The organism is Micromonospora sp. SD12 (genome assembly GCF_052068495.1).
In the GTDB taxonomy this organism is placed as follows: Bacteria; Actinomycetota; Actinomycetes; order Mycobacteriales; family Micromonosporaceae; genus Micromonospora; species Micromonospora echinofusca.
The window spans coordinates 315,626-334,070 of sequence record NZ_JBQHDF010000003.1 but is presented as its reverse complement, the minus strand read 5'-3'; the positions used below and the strand labels follow the sequence as shown (position 1 = coordinate 334,070).

Below are 18,445 nucleotides of genomic sequence, written 5' to 3'. Positions count from 1 at the left end.
CGCCGCGCCGCGTCCCGGTCGAAGCCGGGCCGCACGGGGCCGGGTGGTGGCCACGGCAGGCCGCCGCCCGGCTGCGGCTGTACCCGGGGCTCCCGGTACGCCTCGGCGTCCCGGTGGGCGTCCGGCCGGGCGGTCCCGTGCGGGGCCCGTTCGGGGTACGCCTCGGCTCGCGCCGCCTCGTGCGTCCGCCGGTGCTCCGCCGGCTCCTGCTGCGGCCGTTGCCCGTCGGGGCGCGGCTGCTGCCCGGCGGGAGCCCGGTCGGGGCGCGGCCACCCGCCGGCGGCTACGCCCGGCTGGTGATTGCGCCCGTGCGGGCCACCCTCCCGGCGCGGCTCGGCGGACCGCTCCCGCTGCGGGTCGGCGGGGCGATCGCGGCGGGGGTCGGCGGGACGGTCCCACTGAGGAGACGCCGAGCGATCCCACTCGGTGGGGTACTCCCGGCGCGGGTCCGACGGACGGTCCCACTGCGTGCCGGGCGGGCGTTCGCGCTGACCGTCGGACGGGCGGGGCTCCGGGGCGGGGGTTCCCCACTGGTAGCGCGGCCGGTGTGCGTCCCCGCCGGGCTTGCGGTCGGCGGCGCCGTCGGGTCGGCGCTCGGGTCCGGGCGGGGCCGGGCGGTCGGGGCCGCGCTCGGCCCGGCGGTCGTGGCCCTCCGGCCGGTGGTCGTAGCCGGCGTCGGGGTGTCCGTACGCCGGGGAACGGCGCGGCGGCGCGTCCTCGTCGGGCTCCGGGAGCCAGCCGGGTTCGGACCTGCCGGCGGGGGAGACGGGGCGGTCCCGGCCGGCCGGCTCGTAGCGCGGGGTGCGGGTGTCGTGGCGGGCGGGGCCCGCGTGGTCGCGCTGTCGGGGGGAGTCGGCGGGCCGGCCGGGGGCGTCGAATCCGCCCCGGTCGTTGCGGTGCGGTTGCTCCTGCCGGGGCGGCCACTGGCGGTCGTCGGGCCGGCGCGGGTCGGCGTGCGGGTGGCGGTACGGCTCGTCGCCGTGCCGTCGCGCGTCGAGGCCGTTCCACGCCTCCTGCCGGCCGGGGCGCCCGTCGGGCAGGTCGTCCCACGAGCGGCCGATGTAGGTCCCGTCGGGTCGGGTCGGCGCGAGCGGGGGCACCTCGGCCCGGCCGACGGCCGAGCGGCCCCCTCGCGCGGACGGCGCGTGTTCGACGCCGATGTCGCCCGCGTAGCGCTGGCCCGGGAACTGGGGGTGCCACTCGGTGGTCGGCTCGATCATCCAGGCCGGTTCGGCGGCGTCGTGCCAGTGGTCGGCGTAGCGGCTCATCCGGTCGGCCCGTCGCCACGGAGGGTAGGCGTGCCGCCCGCGACGGGCCGCCAGGGGGCGGGCGCGCCCGGGTGCCCGACCGGGGTCCGTCCGCTCACGGCGGCGCCCCGGTGGCCGGCTCGCGTCCGCTCGCTCACGGCGATGTCACCTCGTTGGAAATTGTCGCGCTGGGCGCTCCACGTGCCGGTAGAGTCGCCCCTCCGGTACGGCGTGGCTGCGGAAGGAGGGTAGCGGCGTGGGCTCGCTCACCGCCACTGTGGCACCGCCCACCACCCCAAACGTTATCCTATGGTTCCGGACATTTAAGGCTATAACCGGATCAGGCTTCCGACGTTACGCCACGTACCGGCAGGCGTCGGTGGCGGGCGTCGTCACCAACACGGTCTTTGGCTTCCTGCGGTGCTACGTCCTGCTCGCGGCGGTCGGCGCGGCCGGCACGGTGGCCGGGTACGACCGGGGGCAACTCGCCACCTTCGTCTGGGTGGGCCAGGGCCTACTGGCGGTCGTCCTCCTCTGGGGCTGGACCGAGCTGGCCGACCGGATCCGCACCGGCGACATCGCCAGCGACCTGCTCCGGCCCGTGCACCCCGTGACCAGCCATCTCGCCGCCGACCTGGGCCGCGCCGGCCACGCCGCGCTGGTCCGGTTCCTGCCGCCGGTGCTGGTCGGGCCGCTCTTCTTCGAGGTCCACGTGCCCCGCCGCTGGTCCACCCTGCCGATCTTCGCGTTCTCCGCCGTCGTCGCCGTGGTCCTCTGCTTCGGCTGTCGCTTCCTGGTCAACGCGACCGCGTACTGGTTGCAGGACGTCCGGGGACCGGTGATCCTCTGGACCCTCGCCTCGGGGGTGCTCGCGGGACTCTACTTCCCGCTGCGCTTCCTGCCCGAGTGGCTCCAACTCGTTCTCTGGTGGGGCACCCCCTTCCCGAGCCTGCTCCAGACCCCGCTCGACGTGCTGGTCGAGCGCGATCCGGCCGGCGCCCAGGTCGGGCTGGTCGGCCTCCAGGTCGCCTGGGCGGTGCTGATCCTGGCAGCCTGCCGGCTGGTGCAGCGCCGCGCGGAACGCCGCCTGGTGGTCCAGGGTGGCTGACGCGTCGGGCGGGACGCTGGCCGCGTACCGGGCGCTGCTCGGCGCGCAGGCGCGGGCGCAGACGGCGTACCGGACCTCGTTCGCGATCGACCTGGTCGGCAACGTCGGGTCCACCGTCTTCGACGTGCTCACCGTGCTGGTGATCTTCGGGGTGACGCGGGAGCTGGGCGGCTTCACGCTGCGCGAGACGATGGTGATGGTCGGCCTCTCGACCTGCGCCTTCGCCGTCGCCGACCTGCTGGTGGGCAACATCGAGCGGCTGCCCCGGTACGTGCGCACCGGGCTCTTCGACGCCGTGCTGGTCCGCCCGCTGGGCGCCCTGCCCCAGCTGCTGCTGATGGACCTGCCGCTGCGCAAGGTGTCGCGCGCGGTCTTCGGGCTCGCCGTGCTGGTCGTCGCCGTCGGCTCGGCCGGTGTCGGGTGGACCCCGGCGCGGGCGCTGCTGGTGGTCCTCGCCCCGCTGGCCGGCGTGGTCTTCTTCGGGTCGGTCTTCGTGGCCACCGCCACCGTCTCGTTCTGGTGGGTCGACTCGGGGGAGCTGGCCAACTCGGTGACCTACGGCGGCCGGGACTTCACCTCGTACCCGGTCACCGTCTTCGAGGGCTGGTTCCGCGCGGTGTTCGCGTACGGCCTGGGCTTCGCCTTCGTCAGCTACCACCCGGCGCTGGCGCTGCTCGGCCGCGCCGACCCGCTCGGCCTGCCGGCCTGGGTCGGCTGGTCCGCGCCGGCCGTCGCGCTGGTCGCGGCCGCCGGGGCGGCGGCGGCCTGGCGCACCGGGGTCCGCCACTACCGGAGTACGGGGTCATGAGCGACGACGTCATCGTGGCCGACGGGCTGCGCAAGGAGTTCACCGTCCGGGTGCGGGCCGGCCGGCTGCGCCGGGAGAAGCGGCGGGTCACCGCCGTCGACGGGATCGACCTGCGGGTGCCCCGCGGCGAGATGCTCGGCTACATCGGGCCCAACGGCGCCGGCAAGTCGACGACGCTCAAGATGTTCACCGGCGTGCTGACGCCCTCCGCCGGCGAGGTACGCGTGTGCGGGCTGCGTCCGGTGGCCCAGCGGACCCGGCTCGCGCTACGCGTCGGCGTGGTCTTCGGCCAGCGCTCACAGCTCTGGTGGGACCTGCCGCTGGGCGACTCGTTCGCGCTGCTGCGGCACGTCTACCGGGTGCCGGCCGCCGCGCACGCCGCCCGGCTGCGCCGCTGCCGGAGCCTGCTCGACCTGGATGCGTTCCTGGACACCCCGGTCCGGCAGCTCTCCCTCGGGCAACGCATGCGCGGCGAGCTGACCGCCGCCCTGCTGCACGGCCCGGAGGTGCTCTTCCTCGACGAGCCCACCATCGGCCTCGACGTGGTCAGCAAGCAGGCGGTCCGCGGCTTCCTCGCCGAGCTGGGCCGCGCCGGGGACACGACGCTGGTGCTCACCACGCACGACCTGGCCGACATCGAGCGGCTCTGCCGGCGCCTGGTGGTGGTCGACCACGGGCGGGTGGTGCACGACGGGTCGATCGCCGCGCTGCACGAGCGGTACGGGTCGCGCCGGCTGCTCGTCGCCGACCTCGACGCCCAGCTGCCCGAGCCGCCGGCGCTGCGCGGCGCGCCGCTACAGCGGCAGGAGGCCGACGGGCACCGGCTGGTCTTCGCGCTGGAGTCGGCGGGGGTGGCCGAGGTGGTGGCGGCCCTGGCCGGGCTGGGTGCGCTGCGGGACGTCTCGATCGTCGAGCCGGACATCGAGGACGTGGTGGCCCGGCTCTACCGCAGCCGCTGACGCCGCGACGGCCCCTCACCACAATGCGGGAGAGGCCGTCCGGGCGCCAGGGTCAGACCGGGTCGCCGATGTTGACCCGGGGCTCGGGGGCGCGCATCCGGCGGAACGTGATCGACCGCATGATGGCGTAGAGGTAGAGCGAGCCCATCCGCTGCCCGGTGTTCGGGAAACGCTCCCGGACCAGCTTGCGGATCTTGCGCGAGATCAGGACCGAGTCGACCACCACGCCCAGGGCGAGCGCGCCCCAGAGGATGTTGGAGACGAGGCGGACGACCGGCGGCATCGCGGCGTTCGAGCCGACCAGCACGATGAGCGCCCCACCGAAGAACCAGGTGCCGACCGTACGCCGGGAGTCGACCACATTGCGGGCCAGCAGCCGCTCCGGGCCGCGGTCGCGGGGGCCGCCCTCGCGGCGGAACTCCGCCGCGGCCTCGGCGCGCAGCTGGCGCTTGCGCTCCCGCTGCTCCTCCTTGGTCAACGGCTTGGTGGCCGCGGCCGGCCGGCGGCCGGCGGTGGGCCGCTTGGGGGTTGCCTTGCCCAGCTCCTTCTTGCTCGGGGTGTAGCCCCGGGGCTGGGCGGGCGTGGACTCCTCGTCGGGGGTCACCGTGGTGACGGCCTCGTCGACGAGGTCGGAGGACTTGCGGCGAAACAGCGACGGCACGTCGAAAGGGTAGCCAAACGACGGCGCCCGGTGCACATCGCGGTGCACCGGGCGCGGAGGGGAGTGGCCGACGTTACGGACGCTCGACGTGCGCGCCCAGGTCGGCCAGCTTCGCCTCGAAGTCCTCGTAGCCCCGGTTGATCAGGTCGACGCCGTACACCCGGGAGGTGCCCTCCGCCGCCAGCGCGGCGATCAGGTGGCTGAAACCGGCCCGCAGGTCGGGGATGACCAGGTCCGCCGCGTGCAGCTTGCTCGGCCCCGCGATCACCGCGGAGTGCTTGAAGTTGCGCCGGCCGAAGCGGCACGGGGTGCCGCCGAGGCAGTCCCGGTAGACCTGGATGTTGGCACCCATCGAGTTGAGCGCCTCGGTGTAGCCCAGCCGCTGCTCGTAGACCGTCTCGTGGACGATGGACAGGCCCCGCGCCTGGGTGAGCGCCACCACCAGCGGCTGCTGCCAGTCGGTCATGAAGCCCGGGTGCACGTCGGTCTCAAGGGCCACGGCGTGCAGCTCGCCGCCCGGGTGCCAGAACCGGATGCCGCCCTCCTGGCCCGGATCGCCGAGCTTCGGCGCCCGGGCGTCGGTGACCTCGTACTCGCCGCCGACGGAGCGGAAGATGTTCAGGAAGGTCATCATGTCGGCCTGCTGCGCGCCGAGCACCTCGACGTGGCCGCGGGTGGCCAGCGCCGCCGCCGCCCAGCTCGCCGCCTCGATCCGGTCCGGGATCGGCCGGTGCGTGTAGCCGTGCAGCCTGGGCACACCCTGGATCTCGATGACCCGGTCGGTGTGCACCTTGATGATCGCGCCCATCTTCTGCAGGATGCAGATCAGGTCGATGATCTCGGGCTCCACCGCCGCGTTGCGCAGCTCGGTGACCCCCTCGGCCATCACGGCCGTCAGCAGCACCTGCTCGGTGGCGCCGACACTCGGGTACGGCAGGGCGAACTTGGTGCCGTGCAGCCCGTTCGGCGCCGAGAGGTGCAGCCCCTCGGGGGTCTTCTCGACCGTCGCGCCGAACTCGCGCAGCGCCTGGAGGTGGAAGTCGATCGGGCGCGGCCCGATGTGGCAGCCACCCAGGTCGGGGATGAAAGCATGGCCGAGGCGGTGCAGCAGCGGCCCGCAGAACAGGATCGGGATCCGGCTGGAGCCGGCGTGCACGTTGATCTGGTCCGTGCTGGCGCTCTCCACGTTCGCCGGGTCGAAGACGAGCTCGCCGTCCTCCGCACCGTCGGTGACCTTGACCCCGTGCAGGCCGAGCAGGCCCCGGACCACCTCGACGTCGCGGATCTTCGGCACGTCGAACAGTCGGCTCGGGCTGTCACCCAGCAGCGCGGCGACCATCGCCTTCGAGACCAGGTTCTTCGCGCCGCGCACGCGGATCCGCCCTTCGAGCGGAGTCCCTCCGTGTACGACCAGGACGTCGTCGGTCAATGCAACCTCCAGCGCGTCGGTGCTGCCGTGTTGATGGTGGGGCACGCGATTGTCATCGCTACCCAGAACGCGGCCATGTCGAAACGGCCCGCGTGAATCGTCGCACCGGCAGCATAGCCCTCGGTGACGAAGATGGACCCGGTCAGATCGCCCCTGAGGGCATTTATCGGTGATCGGACCCTTTTCCGTGCCAGCATCGCTACGGAAAGTGATCAGCTCGCTGTCGGCGGCGGGGTGTCGGCCCCGGGCAGGGCCAGCATCTGGTCCAGCGCCACCCGGGCGTGGTGCGCGGTGTCCGGGTCGACGGTGATCTGGTTGACCACCCGACCGGCCGCCAACTCCTCCAACGCCCAGACCAGGTGGGGCAGGTCGATCCGGTTCATGGTCGAGCAGTAGCAGACCGCCTTGTCCAGGAACATGATCTGCTTGTCGGGGTGGGCCAGCGCGAGCCGGCGGACCAGGTTCAGCTCGGTGCCGACCGCCCACGCCGAGCCGGCCGGGGCCGCCTCGATGGCCTTGATGATGTATTCCGTCGAACCGACGAAGTCGGCGGCGGTGACCACCTCGTGCCGGCACTCCGGGTGGACCAGCACGTTCACGCCCGGCACCCGCTCCCGCACGTCGTTGACGCTGTCCAGCGTGAAGCGGCCGTGCACCGAGCAGTGCCCGCGCCAGAGGATCATCCGCGCGTCGCGCAACTGCTGCGGGGTGAGCCCGCCGTTCGGCTTGTGCGGGTCGTAGAGGACGCAGTCGTCCAGCGCGAAGCCCATCTCGAGCACCGCCGTGTTGCGGCCCAGGTGCTGGTCGGGGAAGAAGAAGACCTTCGAGCCCTGCTGGTACGCCCACTCCAGCGCGCGCTTCGCGTTCGAGGAGGTGCAAACCACACCACCGTTGCGACCCACGAAGCCCTTGATGTCCGCCGAGGAGTTCATGTACGTCACCGGGACGGTGTCGGCCGCGACGCCCAGTTCGGTGAGCACGTCCCAGGCCGTCTCGACCTGCGACAGCACCGCCATGTCCGCCATCGAGCAGCCGGCGGCCAGGTCGGGCAGGACGACCTTCTGCGCGTCCGAGGTGAGGATGTCGGCGCTCTCCGCCATGAAGTGCACGCCGCAGAAGACGATGTACTCCGCGTCGGGCCGGGCCGCCGCCTCGCGGGCCAGCTTGAACGAGTCGCCGGTCACGTCGGCGAACTGGATCACCTCGTCGCGCTGGTAGTGGTGCCCCAGCACGAAGACCTTGCTGCCCAGCGCCGCCTTCGCCGCCGTGGCCCGGGCCACCAGGTCCGGATCGCTGGGCGCCGGCAGGTCACCCGGACACTCGACGCCGCGCTCCGTGGCGGGGTCGCTGCCCCGGCCGAGCAGCAACAGTGCCGTCGCGGTGTTGGAGGGTTCCACCCAGGTCGAAGTCACGTGCCCCATGGTCCCACAGTGCGGCCTCCCCGCAGCCTCCGGCGGTGTGTGCTGCCACACTGCTCGGCATGCGCGTACTGCTCTGCCCGGACAAGTTCGCCGGTACGCTGCCGGCCCCGCAGGTCGCCGACGCCGTGGCCGCCGGCTGGCGGGAGGTCGCGCCCGACGACGACCTGCTCGTACGGCCTTTGTCGGACGGTGGGCCGGGCTTCCTCGACGTGCTCTCCGACGCCCTCGGCGGGCGCCGGATCCCGGTGCCGACCGTCGATCCGCTGGGCCGCCCGGCGGCCGGTGAGATCCTGCTCACCGACGACGGTGCGACCGCGTGGCTGGAGAGCGCCCAGGCGTGCGGGCTGCACCTGCTCGACGCGGGCGAGCGCGACCCGAAGACCACCTCCTCCTACGGGCTGGGGGTGCTCGTCGCCGCCGCCGTGGAGGCCGGCGCCCGCACGGTCGTGATCGGGCTGGGCGGCTCCGGCACCAACGACGGCGGCGCGGGCATGCTGACCGCGCTCGGCGTGACCCCGCTGGACGACGGCGGCCGGGCGCTGCCGTACGGCGGGGCGGCGCTCGCCGCGGTGCACGCCGTCGACGGCGCGCCCCGGCTGCGCGACGCCCGCCTGGTCGCCGCCACCGACGTGGACAACCCGCTGCTCGGGCTGCACGGGGCGAGCAGCGTGTTCGGCCCGCAGAAGGGCGCCGACCGGGCCGACGTGCTGCTGCTCGACGCCGCGCTGGAGCGCTTCGCCGCCGTGCTGGAGCGGGACCTGCCCGGCTGTCCCGAGCGGCTGGGCGCGCTGCCCGGCGGCGGCGCGGCCGGCGGGCTGGGCGCGGCCGTGCTGGCGCTGGGCGGGCACTGCGAGTCGGGCATCGGCCTGGTCACCCGGGCGATCGGGCTGGACACCACGCTCGACGCGGTCGACCTGGTGATCACGGGGGAGGGCTCGTTCGACCACCAGTCGCTGCGCGGCAAGGTGGTGGCGGGGGTGGCCGGCGCCGCCCGGGACCGGGGCGTGCCCTGCGTGGTGGTCGCCGGCCGGGTCAGCACCGGCCGGCGGGAGGCGGGGGCGGCCGGGGTGACCGACGCGTACAGCCTGGTGGATCACTTCGGGGGCGAGGAGCGCGGCGGGCTGGCCGCCGCGATGCAGCGCCCGGCCGAGGGGCTGCGGGCGCTCGGCACCCGGCTGGCCCGGCAGTGGAGCCGCTGACCGCCCCGTACGCCCCGCGCCCGACGACGGCCCAGGTCACGCCGAACGGGTGGGGCCGGCCGGAGCGGCGTACCATCGGATCTGGACCACACCGGGAATGGCTGGGCGACAGGAGATGTTGGCCAGTGCGTCCGGACCCAACCGCGCAGGGAGATTTCACGTGACCACGCCAGCGCAGACCGAGTCGACCGAGGCCAAGGCCCCCACGTCCGTCGTCCTCACCGACGTCGCGGCGCAGAAGGTCAAGGCCCTGATCGAGCAGGAGGGCCGCGACGACCTGCGGCTCCGGGTCGCCGTGCAGCCGGGCGGCTGCTCCGGCCTGCGGTACCAGCTCTTCTTCGACGAGCGGTCGCTCGACGGTGACGTCGTCACCGACTACGACGGTGTCGGGGTCGTCGTCGACCGGATGAGCGCCCCCTACCTGGCCGGCGCCACCATCGACTTCGCCGACCGGATCGACGCCCAGGGCTTCACCATCGACAACCCCAACGCGGGCAACTCCTGCGCCTGCGGCGACTCGTTCAGCTGAGCCGCACCTCCGCTGACCACGGCGGGGCCGTCCTCCGGGGCGGCCCCGCCGTCGTCTTCCGGCCGGGGAGGCGTCCCCGACGGTGGTGACCCGGGGCCGACGGACAGGTCATCCTGAGGGGGCCGGACCGGTAGGCTGACCGGCGCCCCGCTCCCGACCCCGAGGTTGACATGAAGATCGCCGTGACTGGCTCGATCGCCACCGACCATCTGATGAGCTTCCCCGGTCGCTTCGCCGACCAGTTCCTCGCCGACCAGCTGCACAAGGTCTCGCTCTCCTTCCTGGTGGACGACCTGGTGCTGCGGCGCGGCGGGGTGGCGGCCAACATCGCCTTCGGCATGGGGCAGCTCGGCCTGCGCCCGGTCCTGGTCGGCGCGGTCGGCGCGGACTTCGCCGACTACCGCTCCTGGCTGGAGCGCCACGGCGTCGACTGCGACTCGGTGCACGTCAGCGAGGTGGCGCACACCGCCCGGTTCGTCTGCACCACGGACACCGACATGTGCCAGATCGCCTCGTTCTACGCCGGGGCGATGAGTGAGGCCCGCAACATCGAGCTGGCGCCGGTGGCCAGCCGCCTCGACGGACTGGACCTGGTCCTGGTGGGCGCGAACGACCCGGAGGCGATGCTGCGGCACTCCGCGGAGTGCCGGGAGCGGGGCTACCGGTTCGCCGCCGACCCGTCCCAGCAGCTCGCGCGCATGGACGGCGAGGACGTCGTCGGGCTGATCGACGGCGCCGAGTACCTGATGACCAACGACTACGAGAAGTCGCTGCTGCAGAGCAAGGCCGGGCTGACCGACGCGCAGCTGCTCGACCGGGTCAAGGTCCGGGTCACGACGCTGGGCAAGCACGGGGTGGAGATCGCCGGGCGCGACTTCGACCCGATCCACGTGCCGATCGCGCGGGAGACCCGGGCGATCGACCCGACCGGCGTCGGCGACGGCTTCCGGGCCGGCTTCTTCACCGCCCTCTCCTGGGGCCTCGGGCTGGAGCGCGCCGCCCAGGTCGGCTCCCTGCTCGCCACGCTGGTGCTGGAGACCGTCGGCACCCAGGAGTACGAGGTCCGCCGCGACCTGTTCGTCAAGCGCCTCGCCGAGTCGTACGGCGACGTCGCCGCCGAGGAGGTCCGCCCGCACCTCGTGCCGTGACGTCGGCGCGGGTCGCTGTCGCCGGGGCTGCCGGGGGTGGATGAGAACACTCCCGGCGGCGCGGGTCAGTGGCGGCGGCGGACGTCGAACGCGGGGCCGTCGGTGCCCGTGACCGTGCCGAGGAACTCCTGGCCACGCATCCGGCACCACGCCGGGAGGTCCACCGCCGCGGCCGGATCGTCGGCAAGCACCCGCACCACCGTGCCGACGGGCAGCTCGGGCAGCCGCCTGGCCACCGCGATGACCGGCAGCGGGCAGCGCTGGCCGCGGCAGTCGAGGATCTCCGCCGGCGCCGTCACAGCCCCACCACCCCGGCCTCGGCCCGCAGCCCCGCCACGATGCCGGGCAGCTCGGTGAGGAACCTCTCGACGTCGGCCTCCGTCGTCTCCCGGTGCAGCGAGACCCGGACGTTGCCGTGCGAGAGCACCCCCATCGCCTCCAGCACGTGCGAGGGCCGCAGCGTCGACGACGTGCACGAGGAGCCCGAGGAGACGGCGAACCCGCGCCGGTCGAGCGCGTGCAGCAGGGCCTCGCCGTCGACGTAGAGGCAGGAGAAGGTCACCAGGTGCGGGAGTCGGTGGTCGGGATCACCCACCACCTCCACGTCCGGCACCTCCGCCGCCACCCGGGCCCGGATCCGGGCCACCAGCGACGTCAGCCGCGCCGCCTCGGCCGCCGCGTCGGCCGCCGCCGCGCGCAGGCTCGCCGCCGCCGCCACCACCGCCGGCAGGTTGAGCGCTCCCGGCGTACGCCCGGCCTCCCGGTCGTCGGCCGGCCAGGGCGACTCCCAGCGGGTGCCCTTGCGCACGACGAGCAACCCGACGCCGGGTGGCCCGCCCCACTTGTGCGCGCTGGCGGTCAGCACCGACCAGCCCGCCGGCACCGGGGCCCGGCCCACCAGCTGGGCGGCGTCCACGTACAGCGGCACCCCGGCCTCGGCGCACTCCCGCGCGGCCTCCGGCACCGGCTGGAGGGTGCCGACCTCGTGGCTGGCGGCGATCAGCGCGGCCAGCGCCACCCCCGGCGCTTGTACCGCCGCCGCCCAACGGTCCAGGTCGAGCCGACCCAGCCGGTCCACCGGTACGGACGTGGCCGCGCCGCCCGCCGCGACGTGCCGCTCGGCGGCGTGCAGCACCGCCGAGTGCTCGATCGCGGAGTGCACCAGGGTGGCCCCGACGCGCCGCCGCCCGGCCAGGCCCCCCAGCACGGCCGAGTGTGCGGCCGTCGTACCGCTGGGGGTGAAGGAGAGTTCGTCGGCGCGCACTCCGAGCGTCTGCGCGCACGCCTCGCGGGCGGCGTCGAGGAGTTGACGGGCCCGGCGCGCCTGCGTGTAGAGGCGGCCGGGGTCCGCCCAGCCGTCGTCGAGGGCCGCCAGCAGCGCCTGCCGGGCGACCGGGTGCAGCGGCGCGGCGGTGGCCGCGTCCAGGTAGACCGGGGATGCGCTCACGGGAGCCAACGTATCGCGCCGGTATGCCCAAGATCCCCCCGATGGGGGCCGACAACGACCCCAACACGGTCCAGCCCGTCATGGTCGAGTAATCTGCGACCGTCGGTGACGCCTTTGCCGCTGGTGCTGTCGCTCCGCAGGCGGAGGGCAGGGACGAAGACACCGCGGCGCGCTAGGGAGGCAGGACCAGGTGGTCGCAAGGAGTTCGGAGGTACGGCCGTCGGCCGTACGGCACAGCGCTTCCCCAGGAGCCGGTGGGCGCCGGGGACGTGGTGCCGGTCGGATCGCCGGGCTCGGTCTCGGCGGAGCGGCGCTGCTGGTCCTGCTCACGGGCTGCGACGTCGGCGCGGCGTTCGGCGGATTCGGCTGGCCGCAGGGCGGCATCACGCCCGAGTCGCAGCGGATGTACGACCTGTGGATCGCCTCGTGCATCGCGGCGCTCGCGGTGGGCGTCTTCGTGTGGGGCCTGATCTTCTGGTGCGTCGTGCGCTACCGCAAGCGGGGCAACGAACTGCCGGTGCAGACCCGTTACAACATGCCGATGGAGTTCCTCTACACCATCGCGCCGATCCTGATCGTCTCCGTGCTCTTCTACTACACGGCGATCGTGCAGACCGACGTGGTGCGGACGACCAAGAACCCCGACGTCACGGTCGAGGTGGTCGCGTTCAAGTGGAACTGGCAGTTCAACTACCGCGACGGCCAGGGCCAGGACGCCAACACCGTCGCCTCCGTGCTGGGCACCAGCGAGGTCATCCCGATCCTGGTGCTGCCGACCGACCGGTCCATCCGGTTCGAGGAGACCAGCCGCGACGTCATCCACTCCTTCTGGGTGCCGGAGCTGCTGTTCAAGCGCGACGTCATGCCGGGCAAGATCCGCAACGTGTTCGAGGTCTCGAAGCTGGAGGCCGAGGGCGCCTACGTGGGTCGCTGCGCCGAGCTCTGCGGCAGCTACCACGCCTTCATGAACTTCGAGCTGCGCGTCGTCTCCCCGGAGAAGTACGAGCAGTTCCTGGCGGCCAAGCGCGACGGCAGGTCAACGCAGGAGGCGCTGACGGCCATCGGCGAGGACCCGTACGCGAAGACCACGAAGCCGTTCGAGACCCGGCGTACCGAGGCCAACTTCAACCCCGACGACGCGCCGGCCGGCGCGGGAAGCTGAGGGATCGGGCATGAAGACCGAGTGGCGCATCTTCCTGGTCATCGCCGGGTTCCTGCTCTTCGCCACCTTCCTCTACGGCGGGTGGACCGCCGCCGACTCCGGCGGCCAGGTCGAGTGGGTGGGCACCGTCGCCCTGCTGCTGAGCTTCCTGCTGTGCTCGATGTGCGGCGGCTTCTTCTGGTTCGTCTCCCGCCGGATCGACCTCCGGCCGGAGGACCGGCCGGACGGTGAGATCGCCGACGGCGCGGGCGAGATCGGCTTCTTCAGCCCGGGCAGCTACTGGCCGTTCGGCCTGGCCCTGGCCGTCGGGCTCGCCGGTTTCGGCCTCGCGTTCTGGCAGTTCTGGCTGCTCGGCCTTGGCATGGTGGCGGTCACGTTCTCCGTCTGCGGCCTGCTGTTCGAGTACTACAGCGGCACCCGGCGCACCGCCGAGCACTGATCGGTCGCCACCCGCGAGACGTCACGAAGGCCCGCCTCCCCGGGGAGGCGGGCCTTTCGGCGTGCGACGGGCGGTGGCGGGCCTTCGGCGTGCGACGGGCGGTATGGGCGCGCGACGTGCGCGGAAACAGGTCGTGCGGATGCCGGACGTGCCCGGAAGGCGGGCTGGGCGGGCGCGGGACGTGCTGGGCAGCGGCGCTCCCGGACGATGGGTGCCCGACCGCCCGCTCAGCGGTGGCGGTGGCGTCAGGCGGCGCGGCGGGCCGCCGCGCGGCGGCGGGCGCGCGGGCGCACCAGGTGGAACACGACGCTGGGGACGAGCACGGCCGCGCCGCAGCCCGTGCAGACCAGTTCGGGGCAGTCGGCGCCGTGGCCGTCGGCGCACGGTGGCGCCTCGAACGGCTCGACGCCCTCACAGGTGTCGCAGTAGAGCTCGCGCTCCGACACGGGCGTCTCCTCTCGCTCCGGTCCCGCGGGGTGTCGCACACGCCCGACGGGATTGCCGCACTCGACGGTGCAGGACGGATGTGGGAACTACTCAGCTGTAGTTTCCCACGGGGGTCCGACAACCTCCGGCGAGGCCCGGGGCTCAGAGGGCGCGCGCGACCTCGATCCAGCGGTCCAGCACGCGGGCGGCGGACCCGGAGTCGACCGACTCGGCGGCCCGGTCCATCCCGGCCCGCAGCGCCTCGGTCAGGTCGCCGTCCAACGGGCCCTGCGTGGCCAGCGCCGCCGCCGCGTTGACCAGGACGGCGTCGCGCACCGGGCCGGTCTCGCCGGCCAGCAGCCGGCGGACCACGTCGGCGTTGTAGGCGGCGTCACCGCCCCGCAGGTCGGCCAGGGTGGCCCGGGGTACCCCGAGGTCGGCCGCGTCCAGCAGCGACTCCCTGACGACGCCGCCCTGGGCCGCCCAGACCCGGGTGGGCGCGGCGGTGGTGAACTCGTCGAGCCCGTCCTCGCCGCGCATCACCAGCACCGAGTCGCCACGGGCGGCGAAGACGCCGGCCATGACCGGGGCCATCCGGGCGTCGAAGCAGCCGACCGCCCCGGCGCGGGGCCGCGCCGGGTTGGTCAGCGGTCCGAGGAAGTTGAACACCGTGGGCACGCCCAGCTCCCGGCGTACCGGGCCGGTGTGCCGCATCCCCGGGTGGAACCGGGCCGCGAAGCAGAAGCCCATGCCGGCCTCGGCCACGCACCGGGCCACCCCCTCCGGCCCCAGGTCGAGCGGTACGCCGAGGAACTCCAGCACGTCGGCGGTGCCGCACGACGAGGAGGCCGCCCGGTTGCCGTGCTTGACCACGCGGACGCCGGCACCGGCCACCACCAGCGAGGCCATGGTCGAGATGTTGACCGTGTGCGCGAGGTCACCGCCGGTGCCGACCACGTCGAGGGCGGTGGTGCGCAGCTCGTCGGGCAGCTCCACCGGCACGGCCCGGCCGAGCATCGCCTCCACCAGGCCGGCCAGCTCGGTCGAGGTCTCGCCCTTGGCGCGCAGCGCGACGACGAAGCCCGCCATCTGCGCCGGGGCCGCCGAGCCGGCCATGATCTCGCCCATCGCCCAGGCGGTGTCGGCGGTGGCGAGTTCCTCGCCGCGCAACAGCGCGTTGAGCAGGTGCGGCCAGGTCCGATCGCCCATGACGGGCCTCCCGAGCGTGCGAGATGCGGGTGGGGTGGGAACCGGCACCGGTCGACCCGGCGCCGTGGCGGCCGGAGCGGGGACGTCAGGCGGGCGCGTGCGCCCGCAGCAGCTCGGCCACCGTCGTGCCGGTCGTCACCGGGTCGAGCGGGTGCACCAGGGTGGCGTCGACCTCGGCGTACGCCGCGAGCCACCGGTCGGCGGCGCGGGCGATCACCACGCAGGTCGGGGGGGCGTCGTCCCGGTCGTCCTTGATCTGCCGGGCGATGCCGATGCCGCCGCCCGGGCTCGCCTCGCCGTCGAGCACCAGCAGGTCGATCTCGTAGTCGTCGACGAGCCGGATGCACTCCGCGTAGTCGGACGCCTCGACGAACTCGATCCGCAGGCCGGGCGCGGGGCGCGGGCCGACGGCGAGCCGCATCCGGTCGCGGACCTGCGGGTCGTCGCTGTAGAGCAGGACGGTGCAAAGACGATCGCTCATGCCGGCACTCCGCTTCGCTCCGTGCCGTCGTGCGGCACCATCACACTGAGCTTGTTGACTCGTTCGCTCACACTGAGCTTGTTGACTCGTTCGCTGCGCGCTGCTCGGCCGGACTGGCGCCCACCTCGCAGCCGCCCGCTGATCGTACCGGTCGGTGTGAGGTGGGCGACGTCCGGCCGGTGGCGGTGCGCAGGGCGTACCGCCGGACGGCTCAGGCGGTGGACTCCGCGGCGCGCTGACGGGCCTCCTGGCGGTCCAGGTCGCGGTCGACGCGGCGGGCCTCCCGCTCGGCGTGGCGCATCCACTGCACGACCAGGACGGCCAGCATGGTCACGCTGACGAACTCGCCGCCGGCCCAGAGGATGCCGCCGGCGACCACCTGGTCCTGCCAGGGGTCGGACCAGGTCAGCCCGAGCGAGGGGTACCAGTCGCCGCCGAACAGCGTGCTGCTCTGCATGATGGTGAGGCCAAGCACCGTGTGGAACGGCACGGAGAGCAGCATCAGCAGCGCCCGCGCCGGGTACGGCCAGCGGCCCGGCAGCGGGTCGAGGCCGAGCAGCGGCCAGAAGAACACGCAGCCGGTCATGATGAAGTGCGCGTGCACGACCTCGTGCGCCCACGCGTGCTCCAGCGTGTAGCGGTACATGTCGGTGAAGTAGAGCGCGAACGGGTTGACCACGAAGATGGTGAACGCCACCAGCGGGAAGCTGTAGATCCGCGCGATCCGGCTGTGCACGACGGCCAGCAGCCGCTTGCGCGGTCGCGGGGGCAGCGTACGCAGGGCCAGCGTCACCGGCGCGCCCAGCGCGAGGAAGATCGGCGAGATCATGGAGAGCACCATGTGCTGGACCATGTGCACCGACAGCAGCGCCGTGTCGTACGCGTGCAGGCCGCTGACGGTGACCGCCGCGATGCCGCCGAGGCCGGGGCCGAGGAAGAAGACGGTCCGGGCGACCGGCCACCGGTCGCCGCGCAGCCGCAGCCGGTGGACCCCGTAGAGGTAGACGCCGGCGGCCAGCACCAGGCCGACGGCGAGCCAGCTGTCCAGCTTCGTCTCGGTGAACACCGAGGTCACGGTGAACGGCGGCGGGACGGCCGCCGTCGCCGCCGGCGCGGCGACGGCGGCTGCGGCGGGGATCGGATCGGCGTGCAGCACGCTTTTCAGCCTAGGTCAGGCGAACCGGACTGCCCCGATCGGGCTGGGGATGCCACGGGTTTGGCCCCCCGCTGATCGCCGGCCCCGGTCAAGGGCAATAATGACCGCGTGACTGCGGCCCCAGCCATTGACAAGAGCCGGATCCACTCCCTGACCCGACCCAACATGGTCAGCGTCGGGACGATCGTGTGGCTCTCCAGCGAACTCATGTTCTTCGCGGCGCTGTTCGCGATGTACTTCTCCATCCGCGCGGCGGCGCCGGAGCAGTGGGCGGAACACACCACGCACCTCAACATCCCCTACGCGACCACCTTCACGGTGATCCTGGTGTTGTCGTCGGTGACCTGCCAGCTCGGTGTCTTCGCCGCGGAGAAGGGTGACGTGCACGCGCTGCGGCGCTGGTTCACGATCACCTTCGTGATGGGCCTGATCTTCGTCCTCGGCCAGCTCAACGAGTACCGCGAGCTGGTGCACGCGGGCATCAAGATCAACGAAGACGGTTACGGGTCGATGTTCTACCTGACCACCGGCTTCCACGGCCTGCACGTGGCCGGCGGTCTGGTCGCCTTCGTCATCTTCATGATCCGCACCACCATGGGCCGGTTCACACCGGCGCAGGCCACGTCGGCGATCGTCGTGTCCTACTACTGGCACTTCGTCGACGTCGTGTGGATCGGGCTCTACGCCATGATCTACTGGCTTCAGTGATCTTGGCGCGTCACGAACCGCGCCGCTGCTCCGTCCCCTGAGACAAGGTCCAACCGGTTAAGGACACAGGTCATGACTTCTGACAACGACCGCCGACGCGGTCTGCTCGCGCGGCTGCGCGAGCGGCCCGCGGCGCGCAGCAGGGGCCGCCGCCGGCTGGGCGCCGCGGTCCGGCTGCTCGCCGCGCTGATGCTGGCCGGCGGCGCCTACACCGTCTTCGCCCCCGGCGTGCAGGCGCAGGACACCCCGCTCACCGGTGCCGCCGCGGAGGGCAAGGCGCTGTTCGACGTGAGCTGTGTGACCTGTCACGGTCGCAACGCCCAGGGCGTCGAGGGACGCGGGCCGAGCCTGATCGGCGTCGGCGCGGCCTCGGTGGAGTTCCAGGTCGGCAGCGGCCGCATGCCGATGGCCCGGCAGGAGGCCCAGGCCCAGCGCAAGCCGGAGCTCTTCACGGACGAGGAGACGCGCCAGCTCGCGCAGTACGTCCAGGAGCTCGGCGGCGGCCCGGTGGTGCCCGACGGTGAGAACCTGCACGCCGACGGCAACATCGCCGCCGGTGGCGAGCTGTTCCGGATCAACTGCGCGCAGTGCCACGCCTTCGGCGGTGGCGGCGGCGCCCTCTCCTCCGGCAAGTACGCGCCGAGCCTGCGCCCGGCGACCGACCGGCAGATCTACGCCGCCATGCTGAGCGGCCCGCAGAACATGCCGGTCTTCGGCGACAACCAGATCTCCCCGGACCAGAAGGCGGACCTCATCGCCTACATCCAGGAGACCCTGAAGCACGACCAGGACCCGGGCGGCTTCAACCTCGGTCGGTACGGGCCGTCCACCGAGGGCCTGGCGATCTTCCTGGTGGGCATCGTCGCGCTCGTCTTCGCGAGCCTGTGGATTGCGGGCAAGTCGTGACC

19 protein-coding genes are annotated in these 18,445 nt (G+C 73.4%); 10 read left to right on the top strand and 9 right to left on the bottom strand.

Annotation, left to right across the window (positions count from 1 at the left end):
- Positions 1–1,503 precede the first annotated feature (1,503 nt).
- The 3 genes from ACTMS2_RS08490 to ACTMS2_RS08480 are packed head-to-tail and all read left to right on the top strand — an operon-like array spanning position 1,504 to position 4,122.
- The gene (locus ACTMS2_RS08490) at positions 1,504–2,355 is read left to right on the top strand and encodes an ABC transporter permease (protein ID WP_441174916.1); all 852 of its coding nucleotides are present in this window, start codon (positions 1,504–1,506) and stop codon (positions 2,353–2,355) included.
- A complete protein-coding gene (locus ACTMS2_RS08485) occupies positions 2,348–3,163 on the top strand; it encodes an ABC transporter permease (RefSeq protein ID WP_441174915.1) in 816 nt (271 codons plus the stop codon). The genes ACTMS2_RS08490 and ACTMS2_RS08485 overlap by 8 nt, the downstream gene beginning before the upstream one ends.
- Complete coding sequence (locus tag ACTMS2_RS08480) at positions 3,160–4,122, top strand: ABC transporter ATP-binding protein (protein ID WP_441174914.1); 963 nt, start codon at positions 3,160–3,162, stop codon at positions 4,120–4,122. The genes ACTMS2_RS08485 and ACTMS2_RS08480 overlap by 4 nt, the downstream gene beginning before the upstream one ends.
- Before the next feature lie 52 nt (positions 4,123–4,174).
- On the opposite strand, the gene ACTMS2_RS08475 is transcribed toward ACTMS2_RS08480, so the two are convergent.
- The 3 genes from ACTMS2_RS08475 to nadA form a co-directional block, all read right to left on the bottom strand.
- Positions 4,175–4,783 (bottom strand): DUF3043 domain-containing protein, encoded by a 609-nt coding sequence (locus ACTMS2_RS08475; protein ID WP_441174913.1) that lies wholly within the window; start codon positions 4,781–4,783, stop codon positions 4,175–4,177.
- A gap of 73 nt (positions 4,784–4,856) precedes the next feature.
- Positions 4,857–6,212 (bottom strand): UDP-N-acetylglucosamine 1-carboxyvinyltransferase, encoded by a 1,356-nt coding sequence (murA, locus tag ACTMS2_RS08470; RefSeq protein ID WP_441174912.1) that lies wholly within the window; start codon positions 6,210–6,212, stop codon positions 4,857–4,859.
- Positions 6,213–6,424: 212 nt separating this feature from the next.
- On the bottom strand, positions 6,425–7,624 hold the full coding sequence (gene nadA / locus ACTMS2_RS08465; RefSeq protein ID WP_441174911.1) for a quinolinate synthase NadA: 1,200 nt from the start codon (positions 7,622–7,624) through the stop codon (positions 6,425–6,427).
- A gap of 68 nt (positions 7,625–7,692) precedes the next feature.
- Between nadA and ACTMS2_RS08460 the strand changes: the two genes are divergently transcribed.
- The 3 genes from ACTMS2_RS08460 (at position 7,693) to ACTMS2_RS08450 (ending at position 10,509) form a co-directional block, all read left to right on the top strand.
- The gene (locus tag ACTMS2_RS08460) at positions 7,693–8,832 is read left to right on the top strand and encodes a glycerate kinase family protein (RefSeq protein WP_441175142.1); all 1,140 of its coding nucleotides are present in this window, start codon (positions 7,693–7,695) and stop codon (positions 8,830–8,832) included.
- A 160-nt stretch (positions 8,833–8,992) separates the two neighbouring features.
- A complete protein-coding gene (erpA, locus tag ACTMS2_RS08455; RefSeq protein WP_088999157.1) occupies positions 8,993–9,361 on the top strand; it encodes an iron-sulfur cluster insertion protein ErpA in 369 nt (122 codons plus the stop codon).
- Positions 9,362–9,531: 170 nt separating this feature from the next.
- Entirely contained in the window at positions 9,532–10,509 is a 978-nt protein-coding gene (locus ACTMS2_RS08450; protein ID WP_441174910.1) for a carbohydrate kinase family protein, read from the top strand.
- Positions 10,510–10,574: 65 nt separating this feature from the next.
- Here ACTMS2_RS08450 and ACTMS2_RS08445 read toward each other — a convergent pair whose 3' ends face one another.
- Both ACTMS2_RS08445 and ACTMS2_RS08440 read right to left on the bottom strand, forming a co-directional pair.
- Positions 10,575–10,808 (bottom strand): sulfurtransferase TusA family protein, encoded by a 234-nt coding sequence (locus ACTMS2_RS08445; RefSeq protein ID WP_441174909.1) that lies wholly within the window; start codon positions 10,806–10,808, stop codon positions 10,575–10,577.
- Positions 10,805–11,956, bottom strand: a complete 1,152-nt coding sequence (locus ACTMS2_RS08440) for a cysteine desulfurase family protein (protein WP_441174908.1) — start codon at positions 11,954–11,956, stop codon at positions 10,805–10,807. Before ACTMS2_RS08440 ends, ACTMS2_RS08445 begins: the two co-directional genes overlap by 4 nt.
- 190 nt (positions 11,957–12,146) lie before the next feature.
- Between ACTMS2_RS08440 and ctaC the strand changes: the two genes are divergently transcribed.
- Both ctaC and ACTMS2_RS08430 read left to right on the top strand, forming a co-directional pair.
- Positions 12,147–13,118: an aa3-type cytochrome oxidase subunit II gene (gene ctaC, locus ACTMS2_RS08435; protein ID WP_441174907.1), complete on the top strand. Its 972-nt coding sequence runs from the start codon at positions 12,147–12,149 to the stop codon at positions 13,116–13,118.
- Positions 13,119–13,128: 10 nt separating this feature from the next.
- Complete coding sequence (locus ACTMS2_RS08430) at positions 13,129–13,557, top strand: cytochrome c oxidase subunit 4 (protein WP_441174906.1); 429 nt, start codon at positions 13,129–13,131, stop codon at positions 13,555–13,557.
- A gap of 245 nt (positions 13,558–13,802) precedes the next feature.
- Here ACTMS2_RS08430 and ACTMS2_RS08425 read toward each other — a convergent pair whose 3' ends face one another.
- From ACTMS2_RS08425 to ACTMS2_RS08410, 4 genes are all read right to left on the bottom strand, one after another.
- Positions 13,803–14,003, bottom strand: coding sequence for a hypothetical protein (locus ACTMS2_RS08425; protein WP_441174905.1), 201 nt, complete (start codon positions 14,001–14,003; stop codon positions 13,803–13,805).
- Positions 14,004–14,145: 142 nt separating this feature from the next.
- Positions 14,146–15,192, bottom strand: a complete 1,047-nt coding sequence (gene trpD, locus ACTMS2_RS08420) for an anthranilate phosphoribosyltransferase (RefSeq protein ID WP_441174904.1) — start codon at positions 15,190–15,192, stop codon at positions 14,146–14,148.
- A gap of 85 nt (positions 15,193–15,277) precedes the next feature.
- The gene (locus ACTMS2_RS08415; protein WP_441174903.1) at positions 15,278–15,673 is read right to left on the bottom strand and encodes a hypothetical protein; all 396 of its coding nucleotides are present in this window, start codon (positions 15,671–15,673) and stop codon (positions 15,278–15,280) included.
- Positions 15,674–15,884: 211 nt separating this feature from the next.
- Positions 15,885–16,829 carry a cytochrome c oxidase assembly protein gene (locus ACTMS2_RS08410; protein ID WP_441174902.1) on the bottom strand — a complete coding sequence of 315 codons (945 nt, stop codon included), beginning with the start codon at positions 16,827–16,829 and terminating at the stop codon, positions 15,885–15,887.
- Between the two features lie 108 nt (positions 16,830–16,937).
- Between ACTMS2_RS08410 and ctaE the strand changes: the two genes are divergently transcribed.
- A complete protein-coding gene (ctaE, locus tag ACTMS2_RS08405; protein ID WP_132236143.1) occupies positions 16,938–17,537 on the top strand; it encodes an aa3-type cytochrome oxidase subunit III in 600 nt (199 codons plus the stop codon).
- A gap of 72 nt (positions 17,538–17,609) precedes the next feature.
- Positions 17,610–18,443: a cytochrome bc1 complex diheme cytochrome c subunit gene (gene qcrC / locus ACTMS2_RS08400; protein WP_088999168.1), complete on the top strand. Its 834-nt coding sequence runs from the start codon at positions 17,610–17,612 to the stop codon at positions 18,441–18,443.
- Positions 18,444–18,445 lie beyond the last annotated feature (2 nt).

What these genes read in the sequence shown, in the direction of transcription:
- ACTMS2_RS08480 (WP_441174914.1), top strand. Translation starts at nt 3,160, where the DNA reads ATGAGCGACGACGTCATCGTGGCCGACGGGCTGCGCAAGGAGTTCACC.
- ACTMS2_RS08460 (WP_441175142.1), top strand. Translation starts at nt 7,693, where the DNA reads ATGCGCGTACTGCTCTGCCCGGACAAGTTCGCCGGTACGCTGCCGGCC.
- ACTMS2_RS08450 (WP_441174910.1), top strand. Translation starts at nt 9,532, where the DNA reads ATGAAGATCGCCGTGACTGGCTCGATCGCCACCGACCATCTGATGAGC.
- ACTMS2_RS08430 (WP_441174906.1), top strand. Translation starts at nt 13,129, where the DNA reads ATGAAGACCGAGTGGCGCATCTTCCTGGTCATCGCCGGGTTCCTGCTC.
- trpD (WP_441174904.1), bottom strand. Translation starts at nt 15,192, where the DNA reads ATGGGCGATCGGACCTGGCCGCACCTGCTCAACGCGCTGTTGCGCGGC.
- ACTMS2_RS08415 (WP_441174903.1), bottom strand. Translation starts at nt 15,673, where the DNA reads ATGAGCGATCGTCTTTGCACCGTCCTGCTCTACAGCGACGACCCGCAG.
- qcrC (WP_088999168.1), top strand. Translation starts at nt 17,610, where the DNA reads ATGACTTCTGACAACGACCGCCGACGCGGTCTGCTCGCGCGGCTGCGC.